The sequence below is a fragment of the Gemmatimonadaceae bacterium genome (genome assembly GCA_030647905.1).
Taxonomy (GTDB): Bacteria; Gemmatimonadota; Gemmatimonadetes; order Gemmatimonadales; family Gemmatimonadaceae; genus UBA4720.
Window position 1 is genome coordinate 35,467 of the sequence record JAUSJA010000017.1, and the last position, 23,116, is coordinate 58,582.

Annotated in this window: 23 protein-coding genes; 20 read left to right on the top strand and 3 right to left on the bottom strand. The window is 62.1% G+C overall.

Annotated elements, in window-relative coordinates; all coding sequences use genetic code 11:
- From topA to Q7S20_03175, 5 genes are all read left to right on the top strand, one after another.
- Positions 1-2,430, top strand: coding sequence for a type I DNA topoisomerase (gene topA / locus Q7S20_03155; protein ID MDO8500818.1), 2,430 nt, complete (start codon positions 1-3; stop codon positions 2,428-2,430).
- Positions 2,427-3,806: a methylenetetrahydrofolate--tRNA-(uracil(54)-C(5))-methyltransferase (FADH(2)-oxidizing) TrmFO gene (trmFO, locus tag Q7S20_03160; GenBank protein ID MDO8500819.1), complete on the top strand. Its 1,380-nt coding sequence runs from the start codon at positions 2,427-2,429 to the stop codon at positions 3,804-3,806. The genes topA and trmFO overlap by 4 nt, the downstream gene beginning before the upstream one ends.
- Before the next feature lie 4 nt (positions 3,807-3,810).
- Positions 3,811-4,737 (top strand): tyrosine recombinase XerC, encoded by a 927-nt coding sequence (locus tag Q7S20_03165; GenBank protein MDO8500820.1) that lies wholly within the window; start codon positions 3,811-3,813, stop codon positions 4,735-4,737.
- Between the two features lie 87 nt (positions 4,738-4,824).
- Entirely contained in the window at positions 4,825-5,583 is a 759-nt protein-coding gene (locus Q7S20_03170; protein MDO8500821.1) for a cytochrome b/b6 domain-containing protein, read from the top strand.
- Entirely contained in the window at positions 5,580-6,293 is a 714-nt protein-coding gene (locus Q7S20_03175) for a molybdopterin-dependent oxidoreductase (GenBank protein ID MDO8500822.1), read from the top strand. Before Q7S20_03170 ends, Q7S20_03175 begins: the two co-directional genes overlap by 4 nt.
- A 4-nt stretch (positions 6,294-6,297) precedes the next feature.
- Here Q7S20_03175 and Q7S20_03180 read toward each other — a convergent pair whose 3' ends face one another.
- Positions 6,298-6,693: a hypothetical protein gene (locus tag Q7S20_03180; GenBank protein MDO8500823.1), complete on the bottom strand. Its 396-nt coding sequence runs from the start codon at positions 6,691-6,693 to the stop codon at positions 6,298-6,300.
- A gap of 26 nt (positions 6,694-6,719) precedes the next feature.
- Between Q7S20_03180 and hslV the strand changes: the two genes are divergently transcribed.
- From hslV to Q7S20_03225, 9 genes are all read left to right on the top strand, one after another.
- Complete coding sequence (gene hslV / locus Q7S20_03185) at positions 6,720-7,271, top strand: ATP-dependent protease subunit HslV (protein ID MDO8500824.1); 552 nt, start codon at positions 6,720-6,722, stop codon at positions 7,269-7,271.
- Positions 7,268-8,719: an ATP-dependent protease ATPase subunit HslU gene (gene hslU, locus Q7S20_03190; GenBank protein MDO8500825.1), complete on the top strand. Its 1,452-nt coding sequence runs from the start codon at positions 7,268-7,270 to the stop codon at positions 8,717-8,719. The genes hslV and hslU overlap by 4 nt, the downstream gene beginning before the upstream one ends.
- Before the next feature lie 20 nt (positions 8,720-8,739).
- Entirely contained in the window at positions 8,740-9,660 is a 921-nt protein-coding gene (gene argF, locus Q7S20_03195; GenBank protein MDO8500826.1) for an ornithine carbamoyltransferase, read from the top strand.
- Positions 9,661-9,696: 36 nt separating this feature from the next.
- Positions 9,697-10,227: a pyridoxamine 5'-phosphate oxidase family protein gene (locus Q7S20_03200; GenBank protein ID MDO8500827.1), complete on the top strand. Its 531-nt coding sequence runs from the start codon at positions 9,697-9,699 to the stop codon at positions 10,225-10,227.
- Between the two features lie 127 nt (positions 10,228-10,354).
- A complete protein-coding gene (gcvT, locus tag Q7S20_03205; GenBank protein ID MDO8500828.1) occupies positions 10,355-11,470 on the top strand; it encodes a glycine cleavage system aminomethyltransferase GcvT in 1,116 nt (371 codons plus the stop codon).
- Between the two features lies 1 nt (position 11,471).
- A complete protein-coding gene (locus tag Q7S20_03210; GenBank protein ID MDO8500829.1) occupies positions 11,472-11,978 on the top strand; it encodes a MogA/MoaB family molybdenum cofactor biosynthesis protein in 507 nt (168 codons plus the stop codon).
- Entirely contained in the window at positions 11,975-13,564 is a 1,590-nt protein-coding gene (locus Q7S20_03215; GenBank protein ID MDO8500830.1) for a sigma-54 dependent transcriptional regulator, read from the top strand. Before Q7S20_03210 ends, Q7S20_03215 begins: the two co-directional genes overlap by 4 nt.
- Positions 13,565-13,648: 84 nt before the next feature.
- Complete coding sequence (locus Q7S20_03220; protein MDO8500831.1) at positions 13,649-14,386, top strand: hypothetical protein; 738 nt, start codon at positions 13,649-13,651, stop codon at positions 14,384-14,386.
- 443 nt (positions 14,387-14,829) lie between these two features.
- A complete protein-coding gene (locus Q7S20_03225; protein MDO8500832.1) occupies positions 14,830-16,011 on the top strand; it encodes an HD-GYP domain-containing protein in 1,182 nt (393 codons plus the stop codon).
- Here Q7S20_03225 and Q7S20_03230 read toward each other — a convergent pair.
- Positions 16,000-19,143, bottom strand: a complete 3,144-nt coding sequence (locus Q7S20_03230) for an AAA family ATPase (GenBank protein MDO8500833.1) — start codon at positions 19,141-19,143, stop codon at positions 16,000-16,002. The genes Q7S20_03225 and Q7S20_03230 overlap by 12 nt on opposite strands.
- A gap of 124 nt (positions 19,144-19,267) precedes the next feature.
- A complete protein-coding gene (locus Q7S20_03235; GenBank protein ID MDO8500834.1) occupies positions 19,268-19,582 on the bottom strand; it encodes a BsuPI-related putative proteinase inhibitor in 315 nt (104 codons plus the stop codon).
- Positions 19,583-19,981: 399 nt separating this feature from the next.
- Between Q7S20_03235 and Q7S20_03240 the strand changes: the two genes are divergently transcribed.
- From Q7S20_03240 to Q7S20_03265, 6 genes are all read left to right on the top strand, one after another.
- Positions 19,982-20,260, top strand: a complete 279-nt coding sequence (locus Q7S20_03240) for an AtpZ/AtpI family protein (protein MDO8500835.1) — start codon at positions 19,982-19,984, stop codon at positions 20,258-20,260.
- A 5-nt stretch (positions 20,261-20,265) separates the two neighbouring features.
- Positions 20,266-20,610, top strand: coding sequence for a hypothetical protein (locus Q7S20_03245; protein MDO8500836.1), 345 nt, complete (start codon positions 20,266-20,268; stop codon positions 20,608-20,610).
- Positions 20,600-21,445, top strand: coding sequence for a F0F1 ATP synthase subunit A (gene atpB, locus Q7S20_03250; GenBank protein MDO8500837.1), 846 nt, complete (start codon positions 20,600-20,602; stop codon positions 21,443-21,445). The genes Q7S20_03245 and atpB overlap by 11 nt, the downstream gene beginning before the upstream one ends.
- Positions 21,446-21,589: 144 nt before the next feature.
- A complete protein-coding gene (gene atpE, locus Q7S20_03255; protein MDO8500838.1) occupies positions 21,590-21,865 on the top strand; it encodes an ATP synthase F0 subunit C in 276 nt (91 codons plus the stop codon).
- A gap of 111 nt (positions 21,866-21,976) precedes the next feature.
- The gene (atpF, locus tag Q7S20_03260) at positions 21,977-22,555 is read left to right on the top strand and encodes a F0F1 ATP synthase subunit B (GenBank protein MDO8500839.1); all 579 of its coding nucleotides are present in this window, start codon (positions 21,977-21,979) and stop codon (positions 22,553-22,555) included.
- A complete protein-coding gene (locus Q7S20_03265; protein ID MDO8500840.1) occupies positions 22,555-23,091 on the top strand; it encodes a F0F1 ATP synthase subunit delta in 537 nt (178 codons plus the stop codon). Before atpF ends, Q7S20_03265 begins: the two co-directional genes overlap by 1 nt.
- Positions 23,092-23,116: the final 25 nt, after the last annotated feature.

The following is a 23,116-nucleotide window of genomic DNA, read 5'->3' on the forward strand; positions in this document are numbered from 1 at the left end:
ATGGCCACCGCCAGAAAGACCGCCACGAAGAAGGCCGCCGCAAAAAAGACCGCCACCAAAAAGGCGGCCAAGCCGCGCGCTCGGAAGTCCGCCGCGGCGGTTGACGAAGGTCCGGCTCCCGAGCCCGGCACGACGACGCTTGTAATCGTCGAATCGCCTGCCAAGGCGAAGACGATCGGCAAATACCTCGGCCGCGGATATCGCGTTCGGGCAACGATCGGTCACGTGCGCGATCTCCCCGAGAAGAAGATCGGAATTGACATCGAGAACGGATTCGAGCCCGAGTACGTCACCATTCCCGGCAAGGAGAAGACTCTCGCCGAGCTGAAGAACGCGGCGAAGGATGCGCGAGAGATTCTGCTCGCGACAGATCCTGATCGCGAAGGCGAAGCAATCGCGTGGCACGTGGCCGGCCAGGTGCGTCGCAAAGGCGGCGCTCCGATCAGGCGGGTCCTGTTTCATGAGATCACCAAGGAAGCGGTGCAAAGCGCGATCGCCCGGGCAGGCGAGATAGACGAGCGCAAGGTTGACGCGCAGCAGGCGCGCCGCGTGCTCGACCGCCTCGTCGGATACAAGGCCAGTCCCGTTCTCTGGAAGACTGTAAAGAAGGGAATATCCGCGGGGCGGGTGCAGACGGTCGCTCTGAGGCTGCTCGTCGAGCGCGAGCGCGAGATCAAGGCGTTCAACCCGGTCGAGTACTGGACCGTCGAAGCGCTGATGAAAAAGGCGGGACAGGAGTTCGTCGCCAAGCTGCATCATATAGATCAGAAGAAGGCGACCATTCCCGACGAGGCCGCGGCGCAGAAGATTCTCGCCGATCTCTCGGTGCTCAGGAAGTTCGGCGTCACCGAGGTCAAGCGCCGCGAGCGCCGAAAGAATGCCGCGCCGCCGTTCACCACCAGCACGCTCCAGCAGGAAGCGGCGAAGAAGCTCGGGTTCGGCTCCAAGCGCACGATGCGGCTCGCGCAGGATCTCTACGAGGGAATCGAGATCGGGCCCGAGGGCTCGGTCGGCCTCATTACGTACATGCGCACCGATTCCGCACGCGTCTCCGAAGTGAGCGCGGTGCAGGCGCGCGATTACGTCGCTTTCTCGTACGGCAAAGAGTACCAGGCGCCCGCGGTTCAGCTTTACGGCGACGGCAAGTCGAAGAACGCGCAGGACGCGCACGAGGCCATTCGTCCCACCGATCCGACCCGCCGTCCCGAGCACATGTCGAAGTACCTCAAACCCGACCAGCTAAAGCTCTACCAGCTGATCTGGCAGCGCTTTATCGCATCGCAGATGGCGCCGGCGGTCTTCGACACGACCACGGTTGATTTCGATCTGTCCAACCCGCGCGAAGCCGGCGCGCCATCACTGCCGTATCTCTTCCGCTCCACCGGCAGCATCAGAAAATTCGACGGCTATCAGAAGGTGTATCTCGAAACGCGTGAGCAGGGTGACGGACACGGCAAGGCGCTGGAAGAGGAGCAGCCGCTGCCGATGATGGAAGCGGGCGACGACGTCCCCGTGAAGAAGATCATCCCGTTGCAGCATTTCACCGAACCACCGCCGCGCTACTCCGAGGCCAGCCTGGTGAAGGAGCTCGAGCGGCTCGGCATCGGCCGTCCGTCCACGTATGCTTCGATCATCTCCACTCTCGTGGACCGGCGGTATGCGCAGCTCGAGCAGCGGCGCTTCTTCCCCACCGAGCTGGGCGATCAGGTCGAGCGCGTGATGGTGAAGTCGTTTCCCGACATCTTCAACGTGAAGTTCACGTCGCATATGGAGGGAAATCTCGATCGCGTCGAGGACGGTGACGTGAACTGGCGCCGGATGCTGAAGGATTTTTACGGCCCGTTCGCAACGGCGCTGAAGGAAGCGGACATCGAGGGCCTCATCGCCGAGGCGCACGATCTTTCCGCGCTGGAGACGGAGCGGTGTCCGGTGGACGGCGGCCGGCTCGTCCCGCGCGGCGGATTCTTCGGTCCGTTCATCGCGTGCGAGAATCATCCGAAAACGTGCAAGTACACACGTCCGCTGCGCGGCGAGCGGAAGGCGGCGGTGCTCACGGATCAGATCTGTCACGAGTGCGGCACGCCGATGGTCATTCGTCACGGTCGCTCCGGCGAGTTCCTCGGCTGCAGCCGATTCCCGAAATGCCGCGGCACGCGCTCGATGCCTACCGGTGTGAAATGCCCGAAGGATGGCGGCGACATCGCGGTGCGCAGGTCGAAGAAGCGCGGCAAGGCGTTTTATGGATGCGCAAACTACCCGGCTTGCGATTTCGTCATCTGGGACAAGCCGGTAGCCGAGGTCTGTCCGGAGTGCGGCTACATCGGCGCTGAAGCCAAGTCAAACAAGACGCGCGGAGAGTACCGGCGATGCATCAGCTGCGCGAACGAATGGGAGCCTGCGGAGATGCCCCCCGAAGCAGTTGCGGTGTGACGCCTTCGAGTGGTGACGGCGCGGGCGATCGCGCCGTGGTGACGGTCATCGGCGGCGGGCTCGCCGGATCCGAGGCCGCCTGGCAGCTCGCGGAGCGCGGACACAGTGTGGTGTTGCATGAGATGCGTCCGGTGCGCACTACACCCGCCCATCGCACGGACCGGCTCGCCGAGCTCGTCTGCTCCAACACCTTCAAGAGCACGGAGACGACGAACGCGCACGGTCTCCTCAAGGCCGAGATGCGCGTGCTCGGCTCGATGATTCTGGAGTGCGCCGACGAAGCGCGCGTTCAGGCGGGAAGCGCACTCGCGGTGGATCGCGACGTGTTCTCCGCGGGGGTTACGCGGCGCATCGAGTCGCATCCGAACATCGAGATCAGGCGCGAGGAGGTGACGCGCATCCAGAGCCCGTGCGTCGTCGCTACCGGGCCGCTCACCTCGGATGCGCTTGCCGAAGCGATTCGCGAGCGCCTTGGCGTCGGTGCCCTCGCGTTCTACGATGCCATCGCGCCGATAGTGTCCCGCGAATCCATTGACGAGTCCATCGCGTTCACGGCATCACGGTACGACCGCGAGACGATGGAGGGCGCGACCGCAGAAGGCTCGTATCTCAACTGCCCGATGAATCGCGAGGAGTACGAAGCGTTCATCGAGGCGCTGACCACCGCCGACCAGTTTCACGGGCATGAGTTCGACGAGGTGCCGTACTTCGAGGGATGCATGCCCGTCGAGGTCGCTGCGAAACGCGGCCCCGACACGCTTCGCTTCGGTCCGCTCAAGCCGGTGGGCCTCACCGATCCGCGTACTGGACGACGCCCGTGGGCGGTGGTGCAGCTCCGGCGCGAGGATCGTAACGGCAACATGTGGAACGTGGTCGGATTTCAGACGCGCCTGAGAATTCCGGAGCAGCAGCGAGTGCTGCGCATGATTCCCGGTCTCGCCGGCGCCGAGTTTCTCCGATACGGCTCGATCCACCGGAACTCGTATCTCAACTCGCCAGCCGCACTCACGCCGCATCTCTCCGCGCGTGACGACGACCGGCTTCTCTTCGCCGGCCAGATCACCGGAGTGGAGGGTTACACGGAAAGCTCGGCTACCGGGCTGCTCGCGGGGATCAATCTCTCCCGCATGCTCGGGGGCGCATCAGTCGAGCTTCCTCCACCGGTGACGATGCTGGGCGCACTGTACCGATACCTGCGTGAGGCCGACCCGAAGCACTTCCAGCCGATGAACGCCAACTTCGGGCTGCTCGACGATCTGCCGGAGCACATCCGGGACAAGAAGCGGAAACGCGAGATGTTCGCTTCGCGCGCGCTGGCGGCGATGACGGAGTGGGCCGACGCGCACGCGCGGGCACCGCAGCATGCGGCTGGCTGAGCGCATGGCGGAGTCGCCCGAGGTCAGCGAGTTCCTTCTGCATCTGGAGAAGGAGCGCGACGTATCGCCCAACACGCTCAAGGCGTACCAGCGCGATCTCGATGAGCTTCTGAAGTATCTCGGGAACTATTACGGCGAACGCGCATGGAGCTGGCAGGGGATTGACCGGCTTGCGCTGCGCGGATTTCTCGCGCACCTCAATCGTCGCAACCTCAGCAAGCGGTCCATCGCGCGCGCCCTCTCGGCGGTACGGAGCTTCTACTCCTGGCTCAACCGCAACGAGATCGTGGACGCCAACCCCGCGCGCGGCGTGAGCAGCCCGAAGCTCGAAAGGTACCTCCCCGGCTATCTCGATCGCGCGCAGACAGATCTGCTGTTTCAAAGCGCCGCGCTGCACGCTCAGGACGGGAAATTCACCGACGTTCGCAACAACGCCATGCTCGAGCTCTTTTACTCGACCGGCATGCGCCTCTCCGAGCTGCGCGGCATCAACCGCGCCGACCTCGATCTCCTGTCGCAGCAGGTGAAAGTGCGAGGCAAGGGAAGGAAGGAGCGCATCATTCCGGTCGGTGATCACGCGTCGCTCGCTCTGCGGAATTACGAATCGAAGCGCGACGAGGTGATGCGGCAGGGAGTGAAGGGCGCCGACCGCACGGCATTCTTTCTCTCGAGTCGCGGGACGCGCATCTCCGTACGCGCGATCCAGAACGCCGTCACCGGATTTCTCGATCGGATAGACGAGGACGCCGGGCTGTCCACGCACTCGCTCCGCCACACTTTCGCCACACATCTCCTCGACGCCGGCGCGGACCTCCGCGCGGTGCAGGAGCTCCTCGGTCACGCGTCCATCTCGACGACCCAGATCTACACCCACACCAGCGTCGAGCGGCTCAAGGAAGTGTACAGGAAGGCGCACCCGCGGGGGGAGTGATCCGACGCCGGACAGCCAGCGTACAAGCACGACAGGATCTTCTCGCGCCGGGCCACAGCCAGCGCCATCTTACGCCGCGGAGGCGCAATGGTTAAGCCGAGGCATCACTGGATCGTCCGGCTCACGCACTGGGTCAATGCGCTCGCGCTCACGATCATGGTGGCGAGCGGGCTCCGCATCTTCAATGCGTATCCGAGATTCGCGCGCCGCGGCGAGACGTTCTGCTGCTATCCCTGGGAAGGGATGCCCATCCCGAAAGCCCTCACCTTCGGCGGCTGGCTCGCCGGAGCCCGAAACTGGCACTTCGCGATGATGTGGCTCCTTGTCGTCAACGGCCTGGTGTACGTCGGCTTCGTCTATCTCCACGGAGAATGGCGCGACCTCGTACCGCGGCGCGGTTTTTTCCGCGACTCGGTGGCGATGCTCCGCTTCTACCTGTTTCTCAGAAAGGATCACCCCGTCCAGGGCAAGCACAACGCGCTGCAGCGCGGCGCCTACTTCATCCTGCCGTGGGCCGGGTTGCTCGCCGTGCTGACGGGAATCGCGATCTGGAAGCCGGTGCAGCTCGCGCCGCTCACCGACCTGTTCGGCGGATACGTGTGGGCGCGCTACTGGCACTTCGTCGCGATGGCATTGCTCGTCGCGCTGAGTGTCGTCCACATCTTCATGGTATTCGCTGTGGATCCCTACTCGCTGCGATCGATCACCACCGGCGGATACAACGAGGAGAATTCGCCGGAAGCGCGCAACGCGCGCCCCTTCCAGAATCTTCTTCCCAACAGATTCCGCCGCCGGCGTGACACTCCGCGCACGCCTTCCGACTCCAGCACCGGAGCACCGGCATGACGATCGACCGCCGCAAATTCGTCACCGTCACCGGCTCGGCGCTTTCTGCCGCGATACTCGCGTCGTGCGATTCGCGCGGGCCGCGATCAGCGGAGCGACTGCTCAGATACGCCGAGCGAAAGAATGAAGCGCTGGAGCGCGCGCTGTTCAGGCATACGTCAATGGACGCACCGCTGGCGGGAGCGCGTCTCGCCGGCAATGCGCTGCCGAGCTACTTCATCTCGAAGACGGTTCCGGTCTGGGACGAGAGCGTGCGAGGAGCGTGGACGCTCGACGTCGGCGGGCTGGTGGACAAGCCGATGCGTCTTACGCTCCAGAACCTGCTCGATCTCCCACGCACACACACGCGTGTGAACCACTACTGCGTCGAGGGTTGGACGGCGGTCGAGCAGTGGACCGGGGTTCGGCTTGCCGATCTGGCGAAGCTCGTCGGAGTGCACCGCGACGCGCAGTACGTGGACTTCGAATCGTTCGACGACGGATTCCACGAAAGCTGGGACATCGAGAGCGCGATGCACCCTCAAACGGTCGTCGCGTACGGCCTCGATGGCCACATGCTGGGCCCCGCCCACGGCGCGCCGGTACGCGTCTTCTCGCCCATCAAGCTCGGCTACAAGAACACCAAGTACCTGACGCGGATCATGTTTCTGCCCAATCGCACCGGCGGGTACTGGAGCGACATGGGGTACGAGTGGTACGGTGGCGTGTAAGACGTCACCGGATGCGCAGTCTCGGCTCCTCGGGGCCGGGGACGTTCTTCGCCTCGGGGGGCGTCTCCATTTCTTCCGTGCGGCGGGCGGCGCCCCTGAACAGGAGCATTTCCCGCAGGTAGGCGCGGTTCAGGATCGCGCCGAGCACGAGTAGCACCACCCCGCTCAGCACGGCGATCGTCCCCCATCGCCAGTTTTCGCTTCCGATCAGGGCGGCGCCGAGGCAGGCGGTGCCCAGCCCGACCAGCCACTCGCCGGCGGTGTCCGGCTCGGCCCGCATGCGCCGCCTTCGCTCGCGAAACGGACGGCTCTGCTCCGGGCTTGCCGCGTCGTATATGATGGCGGCCGCGATGAGCAGGACAATCGCGCCCAGCACTATAGGGATGTACTCCAACCGCATGGGGCCGCCCTCGTTAGTTTTGAACCATGAACAGAACTCTCCCGCGCGTCCGCTCGACCACCATCCTTGGCGTCCGCCGCGACGGCAAGGTCGCCCTCGGCGGCGACGGTCAGGTCTCCGTCGGCGAGACCATCATGAAATCGAACGCGATGAAGGTCCGCACCCTCGCAGGAGGCAAATTGCTGGCCGGATTTGCCGGGGCCGCGGCCGACGCGTTCACGCTCTTCGAAAAATTCGAGGAAAAGCTTCAGCGCCACCCCGGAAATCTGTCCAAGGCGGCCGTAGAGCTGGCCAAGGACTGGCGTAGCGACAGGGTTCTGAGGCGCCTCGAGGCGCTCCTGGCCGTGACCGATGCAGAGAGGGGATTCATCATCTCCGGCACCGGTGACATCATCGAGCCGGACGATGGAGTCCTGGCGATCGGATCCGGGGGAACGTACGCCCTCGCCGCGGCGCGCGCTCTCATCGCGAACACCGATCTTTCCCCGAGCGAGATCGTTCGCAAGGGTCTCATGATTGCATCCGACATCTGCGTTTACACCAACTCGAACATCACAGTGCTGGAACCGACCGCGTGACATCTCCCAGAACACAGAATGCGCTCGCGCGACTTGCGGACCTCACTCCAAAGAGCATCGTCGCCGAGCTCGATCGTTACATAGTCGGACAGTCCGACGCCAAGAAATCCGTGGCGATTGCCCTGCGCAACCGCTGGCGTCGCCAGCGCGCGCCCGAATCCATTCGCGACGAGATCTCGCCCAACAACATCATCCTCGTCGGACCCACCGGTGTGGGGAAGACGGAGATCGCGCGGCGTCTTGCAAAGCTTGCGGGCGCGCCGTTCATCAAGGTCGAGGCGTCGAAGTTCACCGAGGTGGGCTACGTCGGCCGCGACGTCGAGTCCATGGTGCGCGACCTGGTCGAGAGCGCGATCAACATGGTGCGTAGCGAGCGTGAGGCGGAGGTGGAGGATCTGGCGCACGACCGCGTTGACGACCGGCTGCTCGAGCTCCTGCTGCCCATTCCCGCGGACAAGAAATCGGCGACCGCGCCCGAAGCCGCGTCCGGTGGCGACGCACCGATATTCCTCGTCTCATCGAGCGGCAACGTCTCGCCGGAGATGGATGTCGAGCACGAGCGTTACAAGCGAACCCGTGACAAGCTCAGGCAGCTTCTTCTCGACGGCCAGCTCGAGGGGCGTGAAATAGAGGTCGAGGTCGCGCAGCACGCTCCGATGATGTTCGACATGATGGTGCCGCAGGGCGCGCCGGAAGGAATGGAGAATTTCTCCGACATGCTTCAGGACATGCTCCCGAAGCGGACGAAGAAGCGCTCTGTGAAAGTCTCCGAGGCGCGACGCATTCTGCTCGAGCAGGAGCTGGACAAGCTGATTGATGAGGAGGATGTCACCGGGGACGCGCTCGAGCGTGTGGAGCAGATGGGAATCATCTTCCTCGACGAGATAGACAAGATCGCCGGCGAGCGCTCGGCAGGCGGCGGGCCCGACGTCTCGCGCGAGGGAGTTCAGCGCGACCTGCTGCCGATCGTGGAAGGGTCAAACGTCCAGACCAAGTACGGCATGGTGAAGACGGATCACGTTCTCTTCGTCGCGGCGGGCGCGTTCCACGTGTCGAAGCCGAGCGATCTCATCCCCGAGTTACAGGGCCGCTTTCCGATCCGCGTCGAGCTCAAGCCGCTCAATGAGGCCGACTTCGTGCGCATCATGACCGAGCCCGAGAACGCTCTTACCAAGCAGTACGGCGCGCTCGTCGAGGCGGAGGGGGCGAAGCTGATATTCACCGAGGATGGAATCGCCGAAATCGCGCGCATCGCCGCACACGTGAACGACAGAATGGAGAACATCGGCGCGCGCCGCCTGCACACCGTGATGACTACGCTGCTCGAAGACGTGATGTATGATCTTCCCGACAAGGGAGTGGGCGAAATCACGGTGGATCGCGCGCTCGTCATCGACCGGCTCAAGGCGATCGTCGAGGACGAGGATCTGAGGCGGTATATTCTCTAGCCCGGCAACCCGCACACTACATGAGCGCAGAGAACCATCGCGATTTTCTCGCGATCCCCGACTATTCGCGTGAAGAGCTGATCGGCCTTTTCGACCTCGCCGAGCGCATGCGCGCTGGCGAATACAAGGACAAGCCGCTCGCCGGGAAGTCGCTGGCGATGATCTTCATGAAGTCGTCCACGCGCACGCGTGTGTCGTTCGAGGTCGGCGCGTGGCAGCTCGGCGGGCATGCGCTGTTCCTCTCGCCACGCGACGTTCAGCTCGGCCGCGGCGAACCGATCGCGGACACTGCGCGAGTGCTGTCGCGCTACGTGGACGGGATCATGATCCGCACGTTCGCTCACGCCGAGGTGGAAGAGCTGGCGAGGTATGCGACGGTGCCGGTGATCAACGGGCTCACCGATCTGCTGCACCCCTGCCAGATCCTCGCCGACATCCTCACCATCCGGCAGCACCTCGGCGGTCTCGATGGCCGCAAGGTCGCGTGGATCGGCGATGGCAACAACATGGCGAACTCGTGGATCAACGCCGCGTATCGCCTGGGATTCGATCTCACTCTCGCGTGTCCCCAGGGATACGATCCCGACGATTCGCTCCTCGCGCGCGCGCAGTCGGTGGCGAACGTGCGCGTGGTGCGCGATCCCGCGGAAGCGGCGGATGGTGCAGACGTGGTGAATACCGACGTGTGGGCGTCCATGGGTCAGGAAGACGAACAGGCAATTCGCGAAAAAGCGTTCAAGGGTTACATCGTGGATGCGGCGCTGATGAGGCGCGCGAAGCCGGAGGCGATCTTTCTGCATTGCCTGCCCGCGCACCGCGGCGAGGAAGTGGCCGCCGATGTGATTGACGGACCGCAGAGCGTAGTGTGGGACGAGGCGGAGAACCGCCTGCATGTCCAGAAGGCGGTCATGGCGAATACGATGGGCGGCGTGGCGCTTTAGCATCCATCCGGCACGCCTCATGCAATTTCGATGGGCATGCCCGCATCACACAAGAAACTCGAGGAGTTCGACAAGCTCATCGAGGGAATCGAGACCGCCATGTTCACCACGAGGCGGCATGACGGCCACCTCGTCTCGCGCCCGATGGAGACGCAGAAGCGCATCAGCGGCGCCGATCTCTGGTTCGTGACCGATGCCGAAACGCGCAAGCTCGATGAGCTGCTGCGTGATCCGCACGTGAACTGCTCGTACTTCAACAACAAGTCGCGCGAGTGGGTGTCCGTGAGCGGCGTCGCGCACATCAGTCGCGACCGGAAGCGGATTCGAGACCTGTACCAGCCGGAATGGAAGGCATGGTTCGACGACGAGGGCGGACGGCGGGACGGCGGCCCCGACGACCCGCGCATCGCCCTGATCCTGGTCGAAGCCGATTCCGTAGTGTACTTGAAGAACGACAAGCCCCGCCCGCTCATCCTCTGGGAAGTTCTCAAAGGGATGGTCACCGGCTCGACCCCGGACGCCGGGGAGATCCGGCACATCGGCGGCGGCGAGCTGGCCGACCGGTAGCCTCGGCCGGACCGAGGCCCCGGCGGGCGTCCGCCGTCCTGCGGGGACTCCCCACCGCCCGCCGGCCCTGCCATATTGACTGGCCGGGGGCGAGTCGGCCCCGACCCACAGCCGGAGCCCCAGAAAGATGGCGCAAGCCGAACTCACGGAAACACTTAAGCGCACCCCGCTGACCGAGACACACACCGCGCTCGGCGCCAAGCTCGTCCCCTTCGCCGGCTATCTCATGCCGGTTCAGTACCCTTCCGGAATCACCGCCGAGCACAATGCCGTGCGCCGGCACGCGGGCCTCTTCGACGTCAGCCACATGGGCGAGTTCATCGTGACCGGCGCGGGTGCGATGGACTTCGTGAACTACGTCACGACGAACGACGTCGCCGCCCTCGCAATCGGCCAGGCGCACTACTCGACCATCCTCAACGACCGCGGAACGATCGAGGACGACTGCCTCGTCTATCGCTCCGAAGACCGGATCATGATGGTGGTGAACGCGTCCAACGCAGCCAAGGACTTCGCGCACATCTCGGAGCACCTCGACAGGTTCGATGCTGCTCTCGAGGACGTTAGCGACGCCACCGCGCTTCTTGCGCTTCAGGGACCGAAGGCGGCGGAAATTCTCCAGCGCCACACCGGCACCGACCTCTCGGCGATCAAGTACTACCACTTCGCGTTCGGCACGGTTGCCGGTATCGGTGGAATTCTCATCTCGCGCACCGGCTACACCGGCGAAGACGGCTTCGAGCTGTACTTCGCCAACGAGAACGCCATCGCTGTGTGGAACGCGCTCACCGAGAGTGGCGAGGTGATGCCTGCCGGGCTCGGGTGCCGCGACTCGCTGCGCCTGGAGATGGGGATGGCGCTCTACGGCAATGACATTGACGACACAGTCACGCCGCTCGAGGCCAACCTCCAGTGGCTGGTGAAGCTGAAGAAGGGTGAATTCGTCGGCCGCGACGCCCTCCTGAAGCAGAAGGAGGAGGGGGTTCCGCGAAAGCTCATTGGATTCGTCGCGCGGGAGCGGTGTTTCCCGCGCCACGGGTATCCCGTGTTCGTGAACGGAAGCCCGAGCGGCGAGGTGCGAAGCGGGACGATGAGTCCGTCTCTCAACATTCCGATCGGCACCGCGTACGTGCCGACCGCCAGCGCCGGTCCCGGTTCGACTCTCCAGATCGAGATCCGCGGCAAGCGCATCGCGGCGACCGTCGGGAAGATGCCGTTCTACAAGGATGGTACGCATCTCTAGCATGCGTGTCGCGATTCTGACCGTGTCGGATTCGGTGGTCGCCGGCGAGCGCGACGACACGTCGGGCGCGGCGATACTCGACTGGTGCGCGAAGCGCGGCGCCGCGGTCGTCCATCATGAGCGCGCCGCCGACGAGACGTCGGTGATCGCACCGATGCTGGCAACGTGGTGCGACTCGGGCGACGTGGATCTCATTCTCACGACGGGCGGCACCGGTCTCGCGCCGAGGGATGTGACGCCGGAGGCGACACTGGCGGTGATCGAGCGCGAGGCGCAGGGGATAGCGGAATTTCTGCGGGCATCGAGCTTCGCGAGCTTCCCGAGGGCCGCGCTGTCGCGAGGCATGGCGGGAGTACGCGCCGGGACGCTGGTCATCAACCTTCCTGGCTCGCCCGGCGGCGTGCGCGACGCGCTTTCGGCTCTCGAGCCGATCGTGGATCACGCCATTGATGTTCTCACGGGGAAAGTGACGCGTCACGACGCGCCTGCGGAGAGCGAGGCAAAGTGAAGGCGCTGATCACGCTGACCGACGTGGAGTGCGCGGTGCGCCTCAACGCGGGACTCGAGCAGTCGGGCGTCGAGACGGTGATGGTGTCGCCACTCGATGACATCCGGCGTGAGATCAAGCGCGCAAAGCCCGACACCATCGTTTTCACCGGTGGAATCGCCGACCCGAACGTCGTCCAGCTCGTGCGCGAGCAATTGTGGGATGGCGTGTCGGTGATCGGTCTCGCTGACGTGGACGACAACGAGCTTCGCGAACGGCTGCGGTCGATCGGGTTCGTGGATGTGTACGCCAAGCCCGTCTCGACGCAGGATCTGCTCGACATTGTGCGGCGGTCACTCGACAGACAGCGCCTGGTGAAGGCGACCGGACTCATCGGCCAGTCGGATGCGATCCGCGAAGTGCTGGTGAAGATCGAGCAGATGGCGCCGGTGTCGAGCACGGTGATGATCGAGGGCGAGAGCGGGACGGGGAAGGAGCTTGTCGCGCGCGGCATTCACCGCCTGAGTCCGCGGCGCAGCAAGCCATTCATCGCGGTCAACGTCGGCGCGCTGGCGGAGACGCTGGTGGAGAGCGAGCTGTTCGGCCACGAGAAGGGTGCGTTTACCGGCGCCGCGGAACGTCGGCTCGGGAGATTCGAGCTTGCCAACGGCGGTACGATCTTCCTCGACGAGATCGGTGAGATTCCGTCCGCGACTCAGGTAAAGCTGTTGCGTGTGCTCGAGGAGCGGGAGCTGACGCGCGTGGGCGGTGTGACTCCCATCAAGGTGGACGTGCGCGTGGTAGCTGCGACCAACCAGCCGTTGCGACAGCGCGTGGAGGAAGGACTGTTTCGCCCCGACCTGTATTACCGGCTCAACGTGCTGAGCATGTATCTGCCCCCGCTCCGTGACCGGCCTGACGACATTCCCATCCTGATCCGCCAGTTCGTGAAGGACTATTCGGCGCAGCACGACCGGCCGTTCCACGGAATCTCCGCCGAGGCGATGCAGATACTCGTGGGTTATTCGTGGCCGGGGAATGTGCGCGAGCTGCGCAATCTGGTGGAGAGCATGGTGGTGCTTGCGCCCGGGCGTGAGATCACGGCGGGGGACATTCCGCGTGAGATCAGGGAAGGAGGTGGCGGCCGTTTTCTGCCGGTGCGTGTCGGGCCAGTGCTGCGCGGCTCGATGGCGGCGAGTGGGAGGGAGATGGAGTTCATCGTGCGCAGTCTGGTCGAGCTTAAGCTTCAGATCGAGGAGTTGAGATCGCGGGTGAACGAGATGGGCGCGTCTCGGCAGATTCTGGCAGACGGTGGAGCGCAGGCAGGGCAGGCGGCGCGGCGCGTGATTGCAAGCAACGGGTCTCTGGCGGCAGAGCCTGTGGAAAATTCTGCGCGGATAGGTGCGCTGGAGCCGAGGGATGCCGGGCCGTCGCCGGCGGTCGTGACGATCACTCCGGGCATGACAATGGCGGAGATCGAGAAGGTGGCGATAACTGCCGCATTGGCTGAAACGAAGGGCAACCGAAGGAAGGCGGCCGAGCTTCTCGGTATCGGGGAGCGGACCATGTACCGGAAGTTGCGGGACTACGGCATTCCTTCACGTTGATTTTCTTGATAAAAGGGTATGCCCGTTGAATATTGATTCCCGTTTCTCGCGGGTCAGGCCGGGCCATCATTTCCCAGGGTACCATTGACGTCACCGATAGCGGGCAGTGTTCTCCCGATCAAGCGTGCGGAAGAGCTTATTCTCACGCTGCCTGGTGTGATTTCGGCGCGGATAATCGCGGGGGACAGCGGGGCCATAGATCAGATCCATGTGCTTGCGACTTCGGAGGTGACGCCGAAGCAGATGGTGCGGAACATCGAGAGCGCGCTGATCGCGCATTTAGCGATGCGTATTGACCACCGGAAGATTTCGGTGGCGACGACGAACGAGACCAAGCCGAAGTTGCTTGAGCCGGAGTCCAAGCCATCGGCGCCGGTGCAGGCGGGGGTCGTTGAGGGCCAGCAGTCGGGAGCCTCAGCGCCGCGCACCGGACCATTCGCTCGGCGGTTCTATTTCGAGGATGTGGAGGTTCGGGGCTCGCGTTCGAAGGGTCTTTCGTGCCGTGTGACGTTGCGGAAGGGGAGCGCGTCATATATCGGGGAAGCTCTCGGAATCGAGGGTGACCGTTCGCGTGTGGAGTTGGCGGCGAGGGCGACATTGCTGGCGATTGCCGACGCGGACAACAGGGAAGGTCAGCTGGGAGTTCAGGGAGTGAAGGTGTTCGACGCGTTCGAGCGGACGTTCGTGTTTGTGGCGGTGAGCGTGCGGTCGGGGCGTGAGAACAAGGTATTGACGGGGAGTGTCGAGATGCGCGAGAGCGCGGAGAGCGCTGGGGTGCTGGCGGTACTCGATGCGACGAACAGGTGGATCGAGCACAACTGACAATACGAATTAGCGGTATGAGCCGCGTGAAGAAATTGAAGTTGCTGTTTCACCCTTTAGCAGGGTACACAACGGATTAATAAACCCCCTCCCTCAGAAATGAGCGGAGTCGAGCGGGCAAGACATTTTTTGAGCTGAGCCAACCGATTGCGTGATGAAGCGAGCGCTGATTCACGACAGACGTTACGGGAGGTGACGCAAAATGGCATTTCTTGCTGCTCTGATCGATGGGATCCTGTCACTGGCAGATCACCAGATTTGGACATGATCTGAGGAGCGGGGGGTTTCTCTCTACTATGTTCGACCGAATCCGGGTTTACGTCATTGGCTTAGTAGCGCTTGCGTGCGCGACTGCAGGTTGGGTTTACTGGATAAACCCAATCCCGACGTGGCCATTGGCGCGAGCCGCGATTCTGTTCGCCGTTCTGTCGTGCGTGTCCGGCATGCTGGCATACAAGAAGGCCGCCAAGAGCGAAGCTGGCAGCATTGCATTCCTTCCCATGTTGGCGTCCGTTATGGTATCGCCCAATTGGCTGACTGTATTGGCGGTCGCCATCGCGACCACGGTCGTTGAAATCACGAGTAAGCGGGTAGCGTTAAAGGCTACTTTCAACGTAGCGCAGGCCGTCCTGTGGGTGGCTGCGGCAGTCCTCGTTTATCTCAGCCTGGGCGGCACGCCGCTTGTCTCCGCTGGTCTTCGCGTGAACTACCCCGCATTCATCGCGGCGCTTGCAGTTTTTGCGACTTTCAATTCCACGGCTGTTGCCGGCGCAATCGCTATAAGCGAGAAGCAGCCCTTCGTTCAGGTGTGGTGGTCACGTTTGCGTGCGACATTCGTATACGACCTGTTTGCACTTCCGTTCGTATATCTCTTCGCACTCTGTTACGTCTACTGGGGACTCCTAGGTGCACTGGGCTTCTTTATTCTGGCGCTTGGGCTGCGTCAGCTCTACAAGGTGAACTCGCAGCTCGAGCAGACGAATCAAGAATTACTTCAGCTCATGGTTGCTGCAATCGAGGCACGTGATCCGTACACCTCCGGACACTCACGCAGAGTTGCGTGTAACGCTCGTCTGATTGCGCAAGCCATCGGCCTCCGGGATAAGCAGGTCGAACGCGTGGCAATCGCCGCGCTGCTGCACGATGTTGGCAAGATTCATGAGGTGTTTGCACCTATTCTCAGTAAGCCGGGTCGCCTAACGGCCGAGGAAAATGCAATCATGCAGACTCATCCGATCAAGAGTGAAGAACTTGTTCGGACCGTCTCACAGCTGAGCGATGTTGTTGCTCCGATTAGACATCATCACGAAAACTGGGATGGTACAGGATATCCGGACGGCCTGATTGGCCACAATATCCCCGTCGCGAGCCGTATCATCATGTTCGCAGACACCATCGATGCGATGACGACAGATCGTCCATATCGGGCGGCGTTATCTGAAGCTCAGGTGAGAGCTGAATTCGTCAAACTTCGGGGACGTCAGTTTGATCCGCATATTTGCGATAAGCTGCTCGACAATCCAATTTATCCGAGATTGTTTGATCAGGATGTTCCGTTGGCTCCGGCCATCGCCGAGCAGGATCGACGGAACCGAACTTCAGCCACGCCGCTGCTAGCTGGCTAGTCGTTTCGCGACTCGCGTAAGAGACGCGAGCAAGTGTTCCGGAACTGGCCACGGTTCTCTGCGGTGTTCCGCAGTGTAGGAATTGAAAAGGGACTCCGCTAACTCGGATTGCCCTGCGCTCGCTAGAGCGACCTTTAAGACGCACGCCGAAAAGGCTTGGTGGAGACCCTTTTTCGAGTGGTCGAATGCGTCGGTGAGCGATTTCAACATATCTGCCGTTGTCGCGCCATCTCTGGCTAGGTCCGTGGCGACCTGGAGCGCGCAATTATAAGTACGTCGATGGAAAATTGGATCGGTCTGTGCCTCTTTTCGAGTTAGCATAATCCGCCTGCGTGCCTCGTTGGCATCGCCCACCAACAGCGCAAGCCTGACCCCAATCGCCCCGATTTCTAATTGGCCGAACCGATTGGACGGATGAAGGTTTAGCGCCGTGAGACGATTGAACCAAGAGGTCGCTTCAGCGATCAGACCTCGCTCCAAGGCCATATTAGCCAACATCGGAAGGGCGCGGACCATGGACAATTCCAGTCTATGGCTCTCTGCTAGCTGTAGAGCTTGCAGCAACGATTGCTCGGCATCGTCAAACAATCCCGCGACTCGAAATGTTACTGCCGCGTTGCAATGGGCGCGAAAAAGATCAGCGACATTGCCTCGAGTTCGCTGCTCCAGCAGTAGTGCCTGAGCTGCCCTAATGCCCTCCGCCAAATCCCCAAACCCAGTGTGAAATACCATCTGGGATTCCAATCGAAGAGAGAATGCTACATCTGACTCGCTGCATAGCAGTTCAACTTGGTCGTAGGTGGCCGTCATGGCGTGGGTTTCTCCTTGGAAGCCGAGAAGCATCATTGCCATGATACCTGCTTCGACGCGATGTCGAGCAGTCGCCTCGGACGCATTTAGACAAGCGGTAGCCTTGCGGGTGATTTCCTCCCATTGGAGTGACTGCCATTCTGCACGCAGGTCCATCAGCTCCAGCTCATCGTGGGTTGATTCATTCGGACGGATCCGCGACTTAAGCGTTCGAACAACGGCCGCAAGATCCCTAACTCGCTGCCAGTCACTTACCCTATATGACGCTAGAGTCTCCCCCTCCAGCACTTCCGATCTTTGTTGATCCGTAGTACAGAGAGGGAGGCACTTCGAGTATGCATCGGCGGCGGCCTGCGGTAGGCCAACTTTCATAAGGTGGTGAGCGCAGGATAGCGCGAGAGACAGGCCCCTCTGAGAGTCGCCGGCGAGATGCCAATGCTTTGCGCAATCCCACAAGACAGAGGTCGAGAAAAGCGAATCTACCTCCTGTTCTAGAACGAGGCCGGCTCGCCTATGCAGGAATGCCTTCGCCGGATCGCTAAGCCGAGACAGCGCGACATTCGACAGCAATTCGTGCTTGCTGGCGATGCGACCTCGTGCAGCACCGTCGCGGTCGTCCTGTTCCAAGACTATCATCCCGGCTTCGCCCAGAGTAGTGATGCTGGTGAGAAGCCGATGAGCTTCGTACTGGAGTACAAGTTCTAGTCGATGCAACGTTGAGTTGTTTTCTAGGAGCGCGCAGGTCTGAAGAAGCTGGAGCGAATCCCGATCGAGACGATCAACGCGCCTGTCTAAAAGAGCGGACAGTGATGCCGGAACCTCATGGGCGCCTCCGCTCTCGACCCAATGGGCCGCGAGCTCCTGGAGAAAGTATGGATTACCCTCGCCAACCCTAACGCACCACGCACCGTCGTCAGAATTGATCACGCGCCCGCGCTTTCTCGCCATACTAAGCACAAGTTCGTTAGCGTCTTTTGAGTCAAGCGGGGTAAGGACAATTGTTCTAATCCAATCCGGGAAGTTGTCTTCCCACGCCTCGGGTGGTTCTCGTCCCGTTAACGCAAATAGGACCGCACGGCTCCTTGCCCACGCTATCATGTCCCCGAGCACTTGCGAAGATGTCGCGTCGAGCCAATGCACGTCTTCGATATGAATCACAAGCGGAGTCTCTTCCGAGACGGCATCAACGATGTCGAAGAGTGCTCGCTGCACACGACCGTAGACCCATTCGGAGCCGCTGTCGGTTTCGTGCGTCGTTTCATTCAGAGGCCGATGCTGCGTTAGCCGATCTATGTATGCGAGTGTATCTGGGGAACAACCAATCGCTCCTCTCAATCCTCTGAGAGCAGGCGCGAGCTCGACGAAGAGTGACAGCGGGCGGCTCTTATGGCTTGGTCTGCAGTGAACTCTTTGAACACTTACGCCTTTCAAGGCGGCGAAGCGTGAAAACTCCGCGAGTACTCTGCTTTTCCCTATCCCGGCTTCGCCGAGCACTAGGCAGGTCTGGCCGCTTCCGGCACGTGTGGTCGATAACATCGAACCGAGCTCGCTGAGAACGCCGGTCCGTCCAATGAAAGGTGCGTCATTACTCTCAGGATCGGTCTGCGGAACTGCATTCCCCGCGATCCGTCGTTTCATCAGCGCAGCCTGACGACCTAGGTCGCCGTTATGGTGTCCCACCTCGTCCAAATACGCGTCGAGAATACGGACTGCCTGAAGCTTCGAGCCACGCATCGCAAATGATTCTGCGAGAGCAATGGTAACCTGCTCGTTGAATGGCTCGACTTGACTGAGGGTTGTTGCGACTGATTCGACTTGTGCCCATTGCGCCGCGCTCCGGTGTTTGGCAATCGCCTCAACCAAGACGGTGGCGATTTGCGAGCCGATATCCCGCTTCCTATCATCAAGCCAGTCAAGGTATCGGGGAGAAAAGCGAGGTTCATATCCCGGTAACAGCACGAGATTGTCCCTTTGTGCCTGTTCGCTCGGTGCCCGATTCTCAATGAAGTCCACGAAATCACTTATGATGACCGAATGCCCAAGCTTGATGCGGGTCTTGCCGATCGAATCGACTGCAATACCGGATCGGCGAAGTCTATGAATCGTCTGTCTTAACCGATGTGAAGCTGAAACCGCGGCGATGCCTGGCCATAGGATGAGTTCCAATTCGCGCCTGGTGACTGAATTGTTGCCTTGGAGAATGAGATACAAGGCAGCGGCAAAGACCATGGTGGCCGTCGGCTCGATCTGCCGCACCGGCGTCTCTATCCTCGCATCCCCCAACACGAACAGCCGAATCGGCCCCGCCGAAGTCGTCTTCATGCGCCCGAAGATAAGACTCTTCCGTCACACTCGCGTCAGCGGACGCTCCGCGACACCGAAGGATTCCCGCAGATAACAAAAAACCCCGCTTTCGCGGGGTCTCGGCTCCTTCACAAAACAACCACTACTTCAGCTCGAACTCCACCCGCTCTTCGATCGGATGATTGTCACTCGTCAGCATCGCAACAGCGGTAAACCTGCCGTGCATCTTCTCCGCATCCCAGCCGTCACTGAATACCGCGACATCCCTCGACTTCAACAGCTTGTTCTGCATTCCCTGCGTGAACATCCGCGACGCGCTCCAGCGCCACACTTCCTTCCCGGTCTCGTCCTGCACCACGAAGTCATGCGTCTTTCCACTGGGAAAGCAAAGCTCGACCATCTTCGCGCTGTTGTTGCGAACGTCGAGCGTGAACTCGACTCGATTGCTCGCGTTCACAGAAAACTTCGAGGTTATCACGGACTTCGAATGACGGTCCGACACGGACGCTGCGAGAGTCGACCTATGCCCCACCGTGCCACGCGCGAACGCGACGACGGATGCGGCACACAACAACGGGATGATTAGACGATTTGTCATCACTTCAGAGCGACCAGCTCGCGCGACATGGTGCACATCACAAACTTCTCCTGCGAACGGCAGTGAACTTATCAACAATCAGACGATCGTGCAATACTGAAGTAACGCGTAAGTCCTGAGATACTCAGCACTTGCGAGAGCCATAGATCTTCGGCCTGTCTTCGGTTTGTCCACAAACATGCTGCCTCAAGCACCGACTCCCCAACACCCGGACCGAGCTTGTGAAAAATGTCACAAGCTCATAAATTTCTCGCCTGAATGAGGGACGACACACCCCGCAACCCGAGCCCCCAAAAGGACGGCGAGATCAACCTCGGCTCCTTTGCCGGTGTGGGTCTCCAGTTTGCCGTGGCTATCGTCCTGTTCCTCTTCCTGGGACAGTGGGTGGACCGGAAACTCGGAACATCCCCGGTCTTCCTCCTCGCCGGGGTCTTCATCGGAGGAGGAGCCGCGTTCTACGGCATGTACCGGCGCCTGACGACGGCCCAAAAGGCCGACGACGAGCGCCGGAAACGCGAAAAGGAGTCACGAGGGTGAAAGCGATGACGCGATTCGCACTGATGCTCGTCGCGCTGATCGCCGCCACCGGATGGCTGCTCTCGCTGGGCTTCAAGACCGACGCCGACCGGCACGCGCTCCTCGTGAGCGCCTGCTTGGCGACAGCGGTGCAACTGGCGACGTTCGGACTGGTCCAGCTCACCGGACGCCGAAACGCCCTCGCCGGCTGGGGGATGGGAGCGATCCTGAGAGGGACGGTGCTCGTGCTTTACGGGCTTTTCCTCTCCAGGTTCCTCGGGCTGCCGCTCACCGCGGCACTCACAAGCTTCGCCGTGTTCCTGTTCGTCTCGATGCTGCTCGAATCTCTGCTGATATCATATGCTCGCTAGCCAGGACATCATCACCCCGCACATCACGGACGCCCACTACCTCGAGGTCCCGTGCCTCGAGCCGGGCTTCGCGTGCGAGGTGGACCTTCCGCGGTGGGATCCGATCCACATCGGCCGCCTCACGCTCGACCTCTCGCCGACCAAGCACGTCGTCATGCTGCTCGTCGCGGCGACACTCTGCCTGGTAACGCTTCTCCTCGCCGCCCGCGCCCACAAGCGCCAGCACGCGGCGGTCGGACGGCCGAAGGGGTTCGCCAACGGGATCGAGGCTCTCGTCCTCTACATCCGGCAGGAAGTGATCCTTCCGAACGTCGGTCATCATGGCGAAGCGTACGCCCCGTTCGTCCTGACGCTCTTCTTCTTCATCCTCTTCGCCAACCTGCTCGGCCTCATTCCCTACGGCTCGACGGCGACAGGCAACATCTCGGTCACCGCGACGCTCGCCATCATCACGTTCTTCGTCATTGAGCTCGCCGGCATGCGCACGCTCGGCAAGGGCTACGTGAAGACGATCGTGTACTGGCCGAGCGACCAGCCGTTCATCATGAAGGTGTTGCTGACGCCGCTCATGACGCCCATCGAGCTCATCGGAAAGATCACCAAGCCGTTCGCTTTGGCGATCCGTCTCTTCGCGAACATGACGGCTGGACACATCGTCGTTCTCGCCCTCATCGGGCTGATCTTCACGTTCGGAAGCTACGCGCTTGCGCCGCTGCCGCTGATGATGGCGCTGGCGATCATGGTACTCGAAGTCTTCATCGCGTTCCTGCAGGCATACGTCTTCGCGCTTCTGGCCAGCGTCTTCATCGGCCTGATCCGCGAGGGAGCACACTAGAGCAGTCGTTTCACCGCGGGCCTCGCGCCCGCGCCGTACCTGGCTGAGTGGCCGGGGAAGCCCGTTGGAGCTTCGGCTCCGCTGACGGGCAGCGCGGGTGGCGCGATCTCCACCTTCAACGAATTCGATTCGGAGCTTCTTGCAATGACGATCTTTCCCCTTCTTCAAGCTACGGTGACGTACACGAAGGAATTCTCCGCCGCGTGGGCGCTCATGGGCGCCGGCATTGGCGCGGGCATCGCGGTGATCGGAGCCGGCATCGGCATCGGCCGCCTCGCCGGTCAGGCGATGGATGGCATGGCGCGTCAGCCCGAAATGGCCGGCCGCATCCAGACGGGCGCGATCATCTTCGCCGCGCTCATCGAAGGCGCCGCGCTGTTCGCGATCGTCGTGTCGTTCCTGATTCAGGGCAAGTTCTAACCAGTTACCCGCTACCAGTTACCCGCTACCAGTTACCCGCTACCAGTTACCCGTTACCCGATGGCTCGCGCAGAAAATGCGTGAGCCGTCGGAACCCTCACTGTTACGACAATGTCTACGCTTCCTTTTCTGATGCTGATCCAGGAGCATGCAGCCGCTGCCGGTGAAAGCGCCGAGGCCGCCAAGGGCGGCCTTCTGTCACCGTCCGGCGGACTGATGTTCTGGACGCTGATCATATTCGTCATCCTGTTCTTCGTCCTCTCGAAGTTCGCATTCAAGCCGATCACCGAGGCGGTGGAGAAGCGCGAGAAGTCGCTCGAGGACGCGATCGCCGGCGCAAAGGCGGATCGTGAGGCCGCCGCTCAGCTACTTGCCGAGCACCGCGCGCAGATCGAGGCCGCACGCAGCGAAGCGCAGAAGCTGATTGCCGACGGGCGCGTGGTCGGCGAGAAGATCCGCGCCGAGATGGTCGAGGAGACGCGTGGGCAGCAGCAGGACATGCTCGCGCGCGCGCGCCACGAGATCGAAAGCCAGAAGGTGCGCGCCATCGCCGAGCTGCGCCGTGAGGCGGTGGACCTGGCGATCGCTAGCGCGGGCAAGGTGATCGAGAGGAACCTCGACGACGAGTCGAATCGCAGCATCGTCGAGAGATTCCTCGCTTCCATTCCGTCGTCGCCGACGAGCCGCTGATGCGCGCCACGACGATCGCGAAGAACTATGCCGAGGCGCTGCTGGAGCTCGCGTGCCGCGCGGAGGATCCGGCGGGGTGGGGCAAGCTGATCCGCGACGTCGCGAACGGAGTGGAGCAGGACCTGACGCTGCGCCATTTCCTGGAGTCGCCGAAAGTCAGCGAAGCGCAGAAGAACGAGATTCTCTTCGAGGCACTTGGCGATCGCGTGCCGCGGCATTTTCTGAGGTTCCTGCAGACGCTGGTGCGGAAGCGCCGCCAGATGCTGATCCCGCAGATTGCGCATGAATACGATGACCTGCTCGACGTTCACGAGGGACGTGTTCACGCCAACATCACGGTCGCGCGTGAGGCGAGCGCGGTGGACGAGGCGCGGATCGCGGAGCAGCTATCGCGCGTGATCGGCAAGAAGGTGGTGCCGCGCATGAACGTGAATCCCGCGATACTCGGCGGCGTCGTCGTGCGCATCGGCGACACGGTGATGGACGGATCGGTGCGGAAGCGGCTCGCGCGGCTCAAGGTACGGATGCTGGCCTAGAGCAGAGCGTCCCGGCTCCGATTGC

Bases quoted from the DNA above. Each gene is read 5' to 3' on its own strand.
- topA (MDO8500818.1), top strand. From the start codon at position 1: ATGGCCACCGCCAGAAAGACCGCCACGAAGAAGGCCGCCGCAAAAAAG.
- Q7S20_03165 (MDO8500820.1), top strand. From the start codon at position 3,811: ATGGCGGAGTCGCCCGAGGTCAGCGAGTTCCTTCTGCATCTGGAGAAG.
- Q7S20_03170 (MDO8500821.1), top strand. From the start codon at position 4,825: ATGGTTAAGCCGAGGCATCACTGGATCGTCCGGCTCACGCACTGGGTC.
- Q7S20_03175 (MDO8500822.1), top strand. From the start codon at position 5,580: ATGACGATCGACCGCCGCAAATTCGTCACCGTCACCGGCTCGGCGCTT.
- Q7S20_03180 (MDO8500823.1), bottom strand. From the start codon at position 6,693: ATGCGGTTGGAGTACATCCCTATAGTGCTGGGCGCGATTGTCCTGCTC.
- hslV (MDO8500824.1), top strand. From the start codon at position 6,720: ATGAACAGAACTCTCCCGCGCGTCCGCTCGACCACCATCCTTGGCGTC.
- argF (MDO8500826.1), top strand. From the start codon at position 8,740: ATGAGCGCAGAGAACCATCGCGATTTTCTCGCGATCCCCGACTATTCG.
- Q7S20_03200 (MDO8500827.1), top strand. From the start codon at position 9,697: ATGCCCGCATCACACAAGAAACTCGAGGAGTTCGACAAGCTCATCGAG.
- gcvT (MDO8500828.1), top strand. From the start codon at position 10,355: ATGGCGCAAGCCGAACTCACGGAAACACTTAAGCGCACCCCGCTGACC.
- Q7S20_03210 (MDO8500829.1), top strand. From the start codon at position 11,472: ATGCGTGTCGCGATTCTGACCGTGTCGGATTCGGTGGTCGCCGGCGAG.
- Q7S20_03225 (MDO8500832.1), top strand. From the start codon at position 14,830: ATGCTGGCATACAAGAAGGCCGCCAAGAGCGAAGCTGGCAGCATTGCA.
- Q7S20_03230 (MDO8500833.1), bottom strand. From the start codon at position 19,143: ATGAAGACGACTTCGGCGGGGCCGATTCGGCTGTTCGTGTTGGGGGAT.
- Q7S20_03240 (MDO8500835.1), top strand. From the start codon at position 19,982: ATGAGGGACGACACACCCCGCAACCCGAGCCCCCAAAAGGACGGCGAG.
- Q7S20_03245 (MDO8500836.1), top strand. From the start codon at position 20,266: ATGACGCGATTCGCACTGATGCTCGTCGCGCTGATCGCCGCCACCGGA.
- atpB (MDO8500837.1), top strand. From the start codon at position 20,600: ATGCTCGCTAGCCAGGACATCATCACCCCGCACATCACGGACGCCCAC.
- atpE (MDO8500838.1), top strand. From the start codon at position 21,590: ATGACGATCTTTCCCCTTCTTCAAGCTACGGTGACGTACACGAAGGAA.
- atpF (MDO8500839.1), top strand. From the start codon at position 21,977: ATGTCTACGCTTCCTTTTCTGATGCTGATCCAGGAGCATGCAGCCGCT.
- Q7S20_03265 (MDO8500840.1), top strand. From the start codon at position 22,555: ATGCGCGCCACGACGATCGCGAAGAACTATGCCGAGGCGCTGCTGGAG.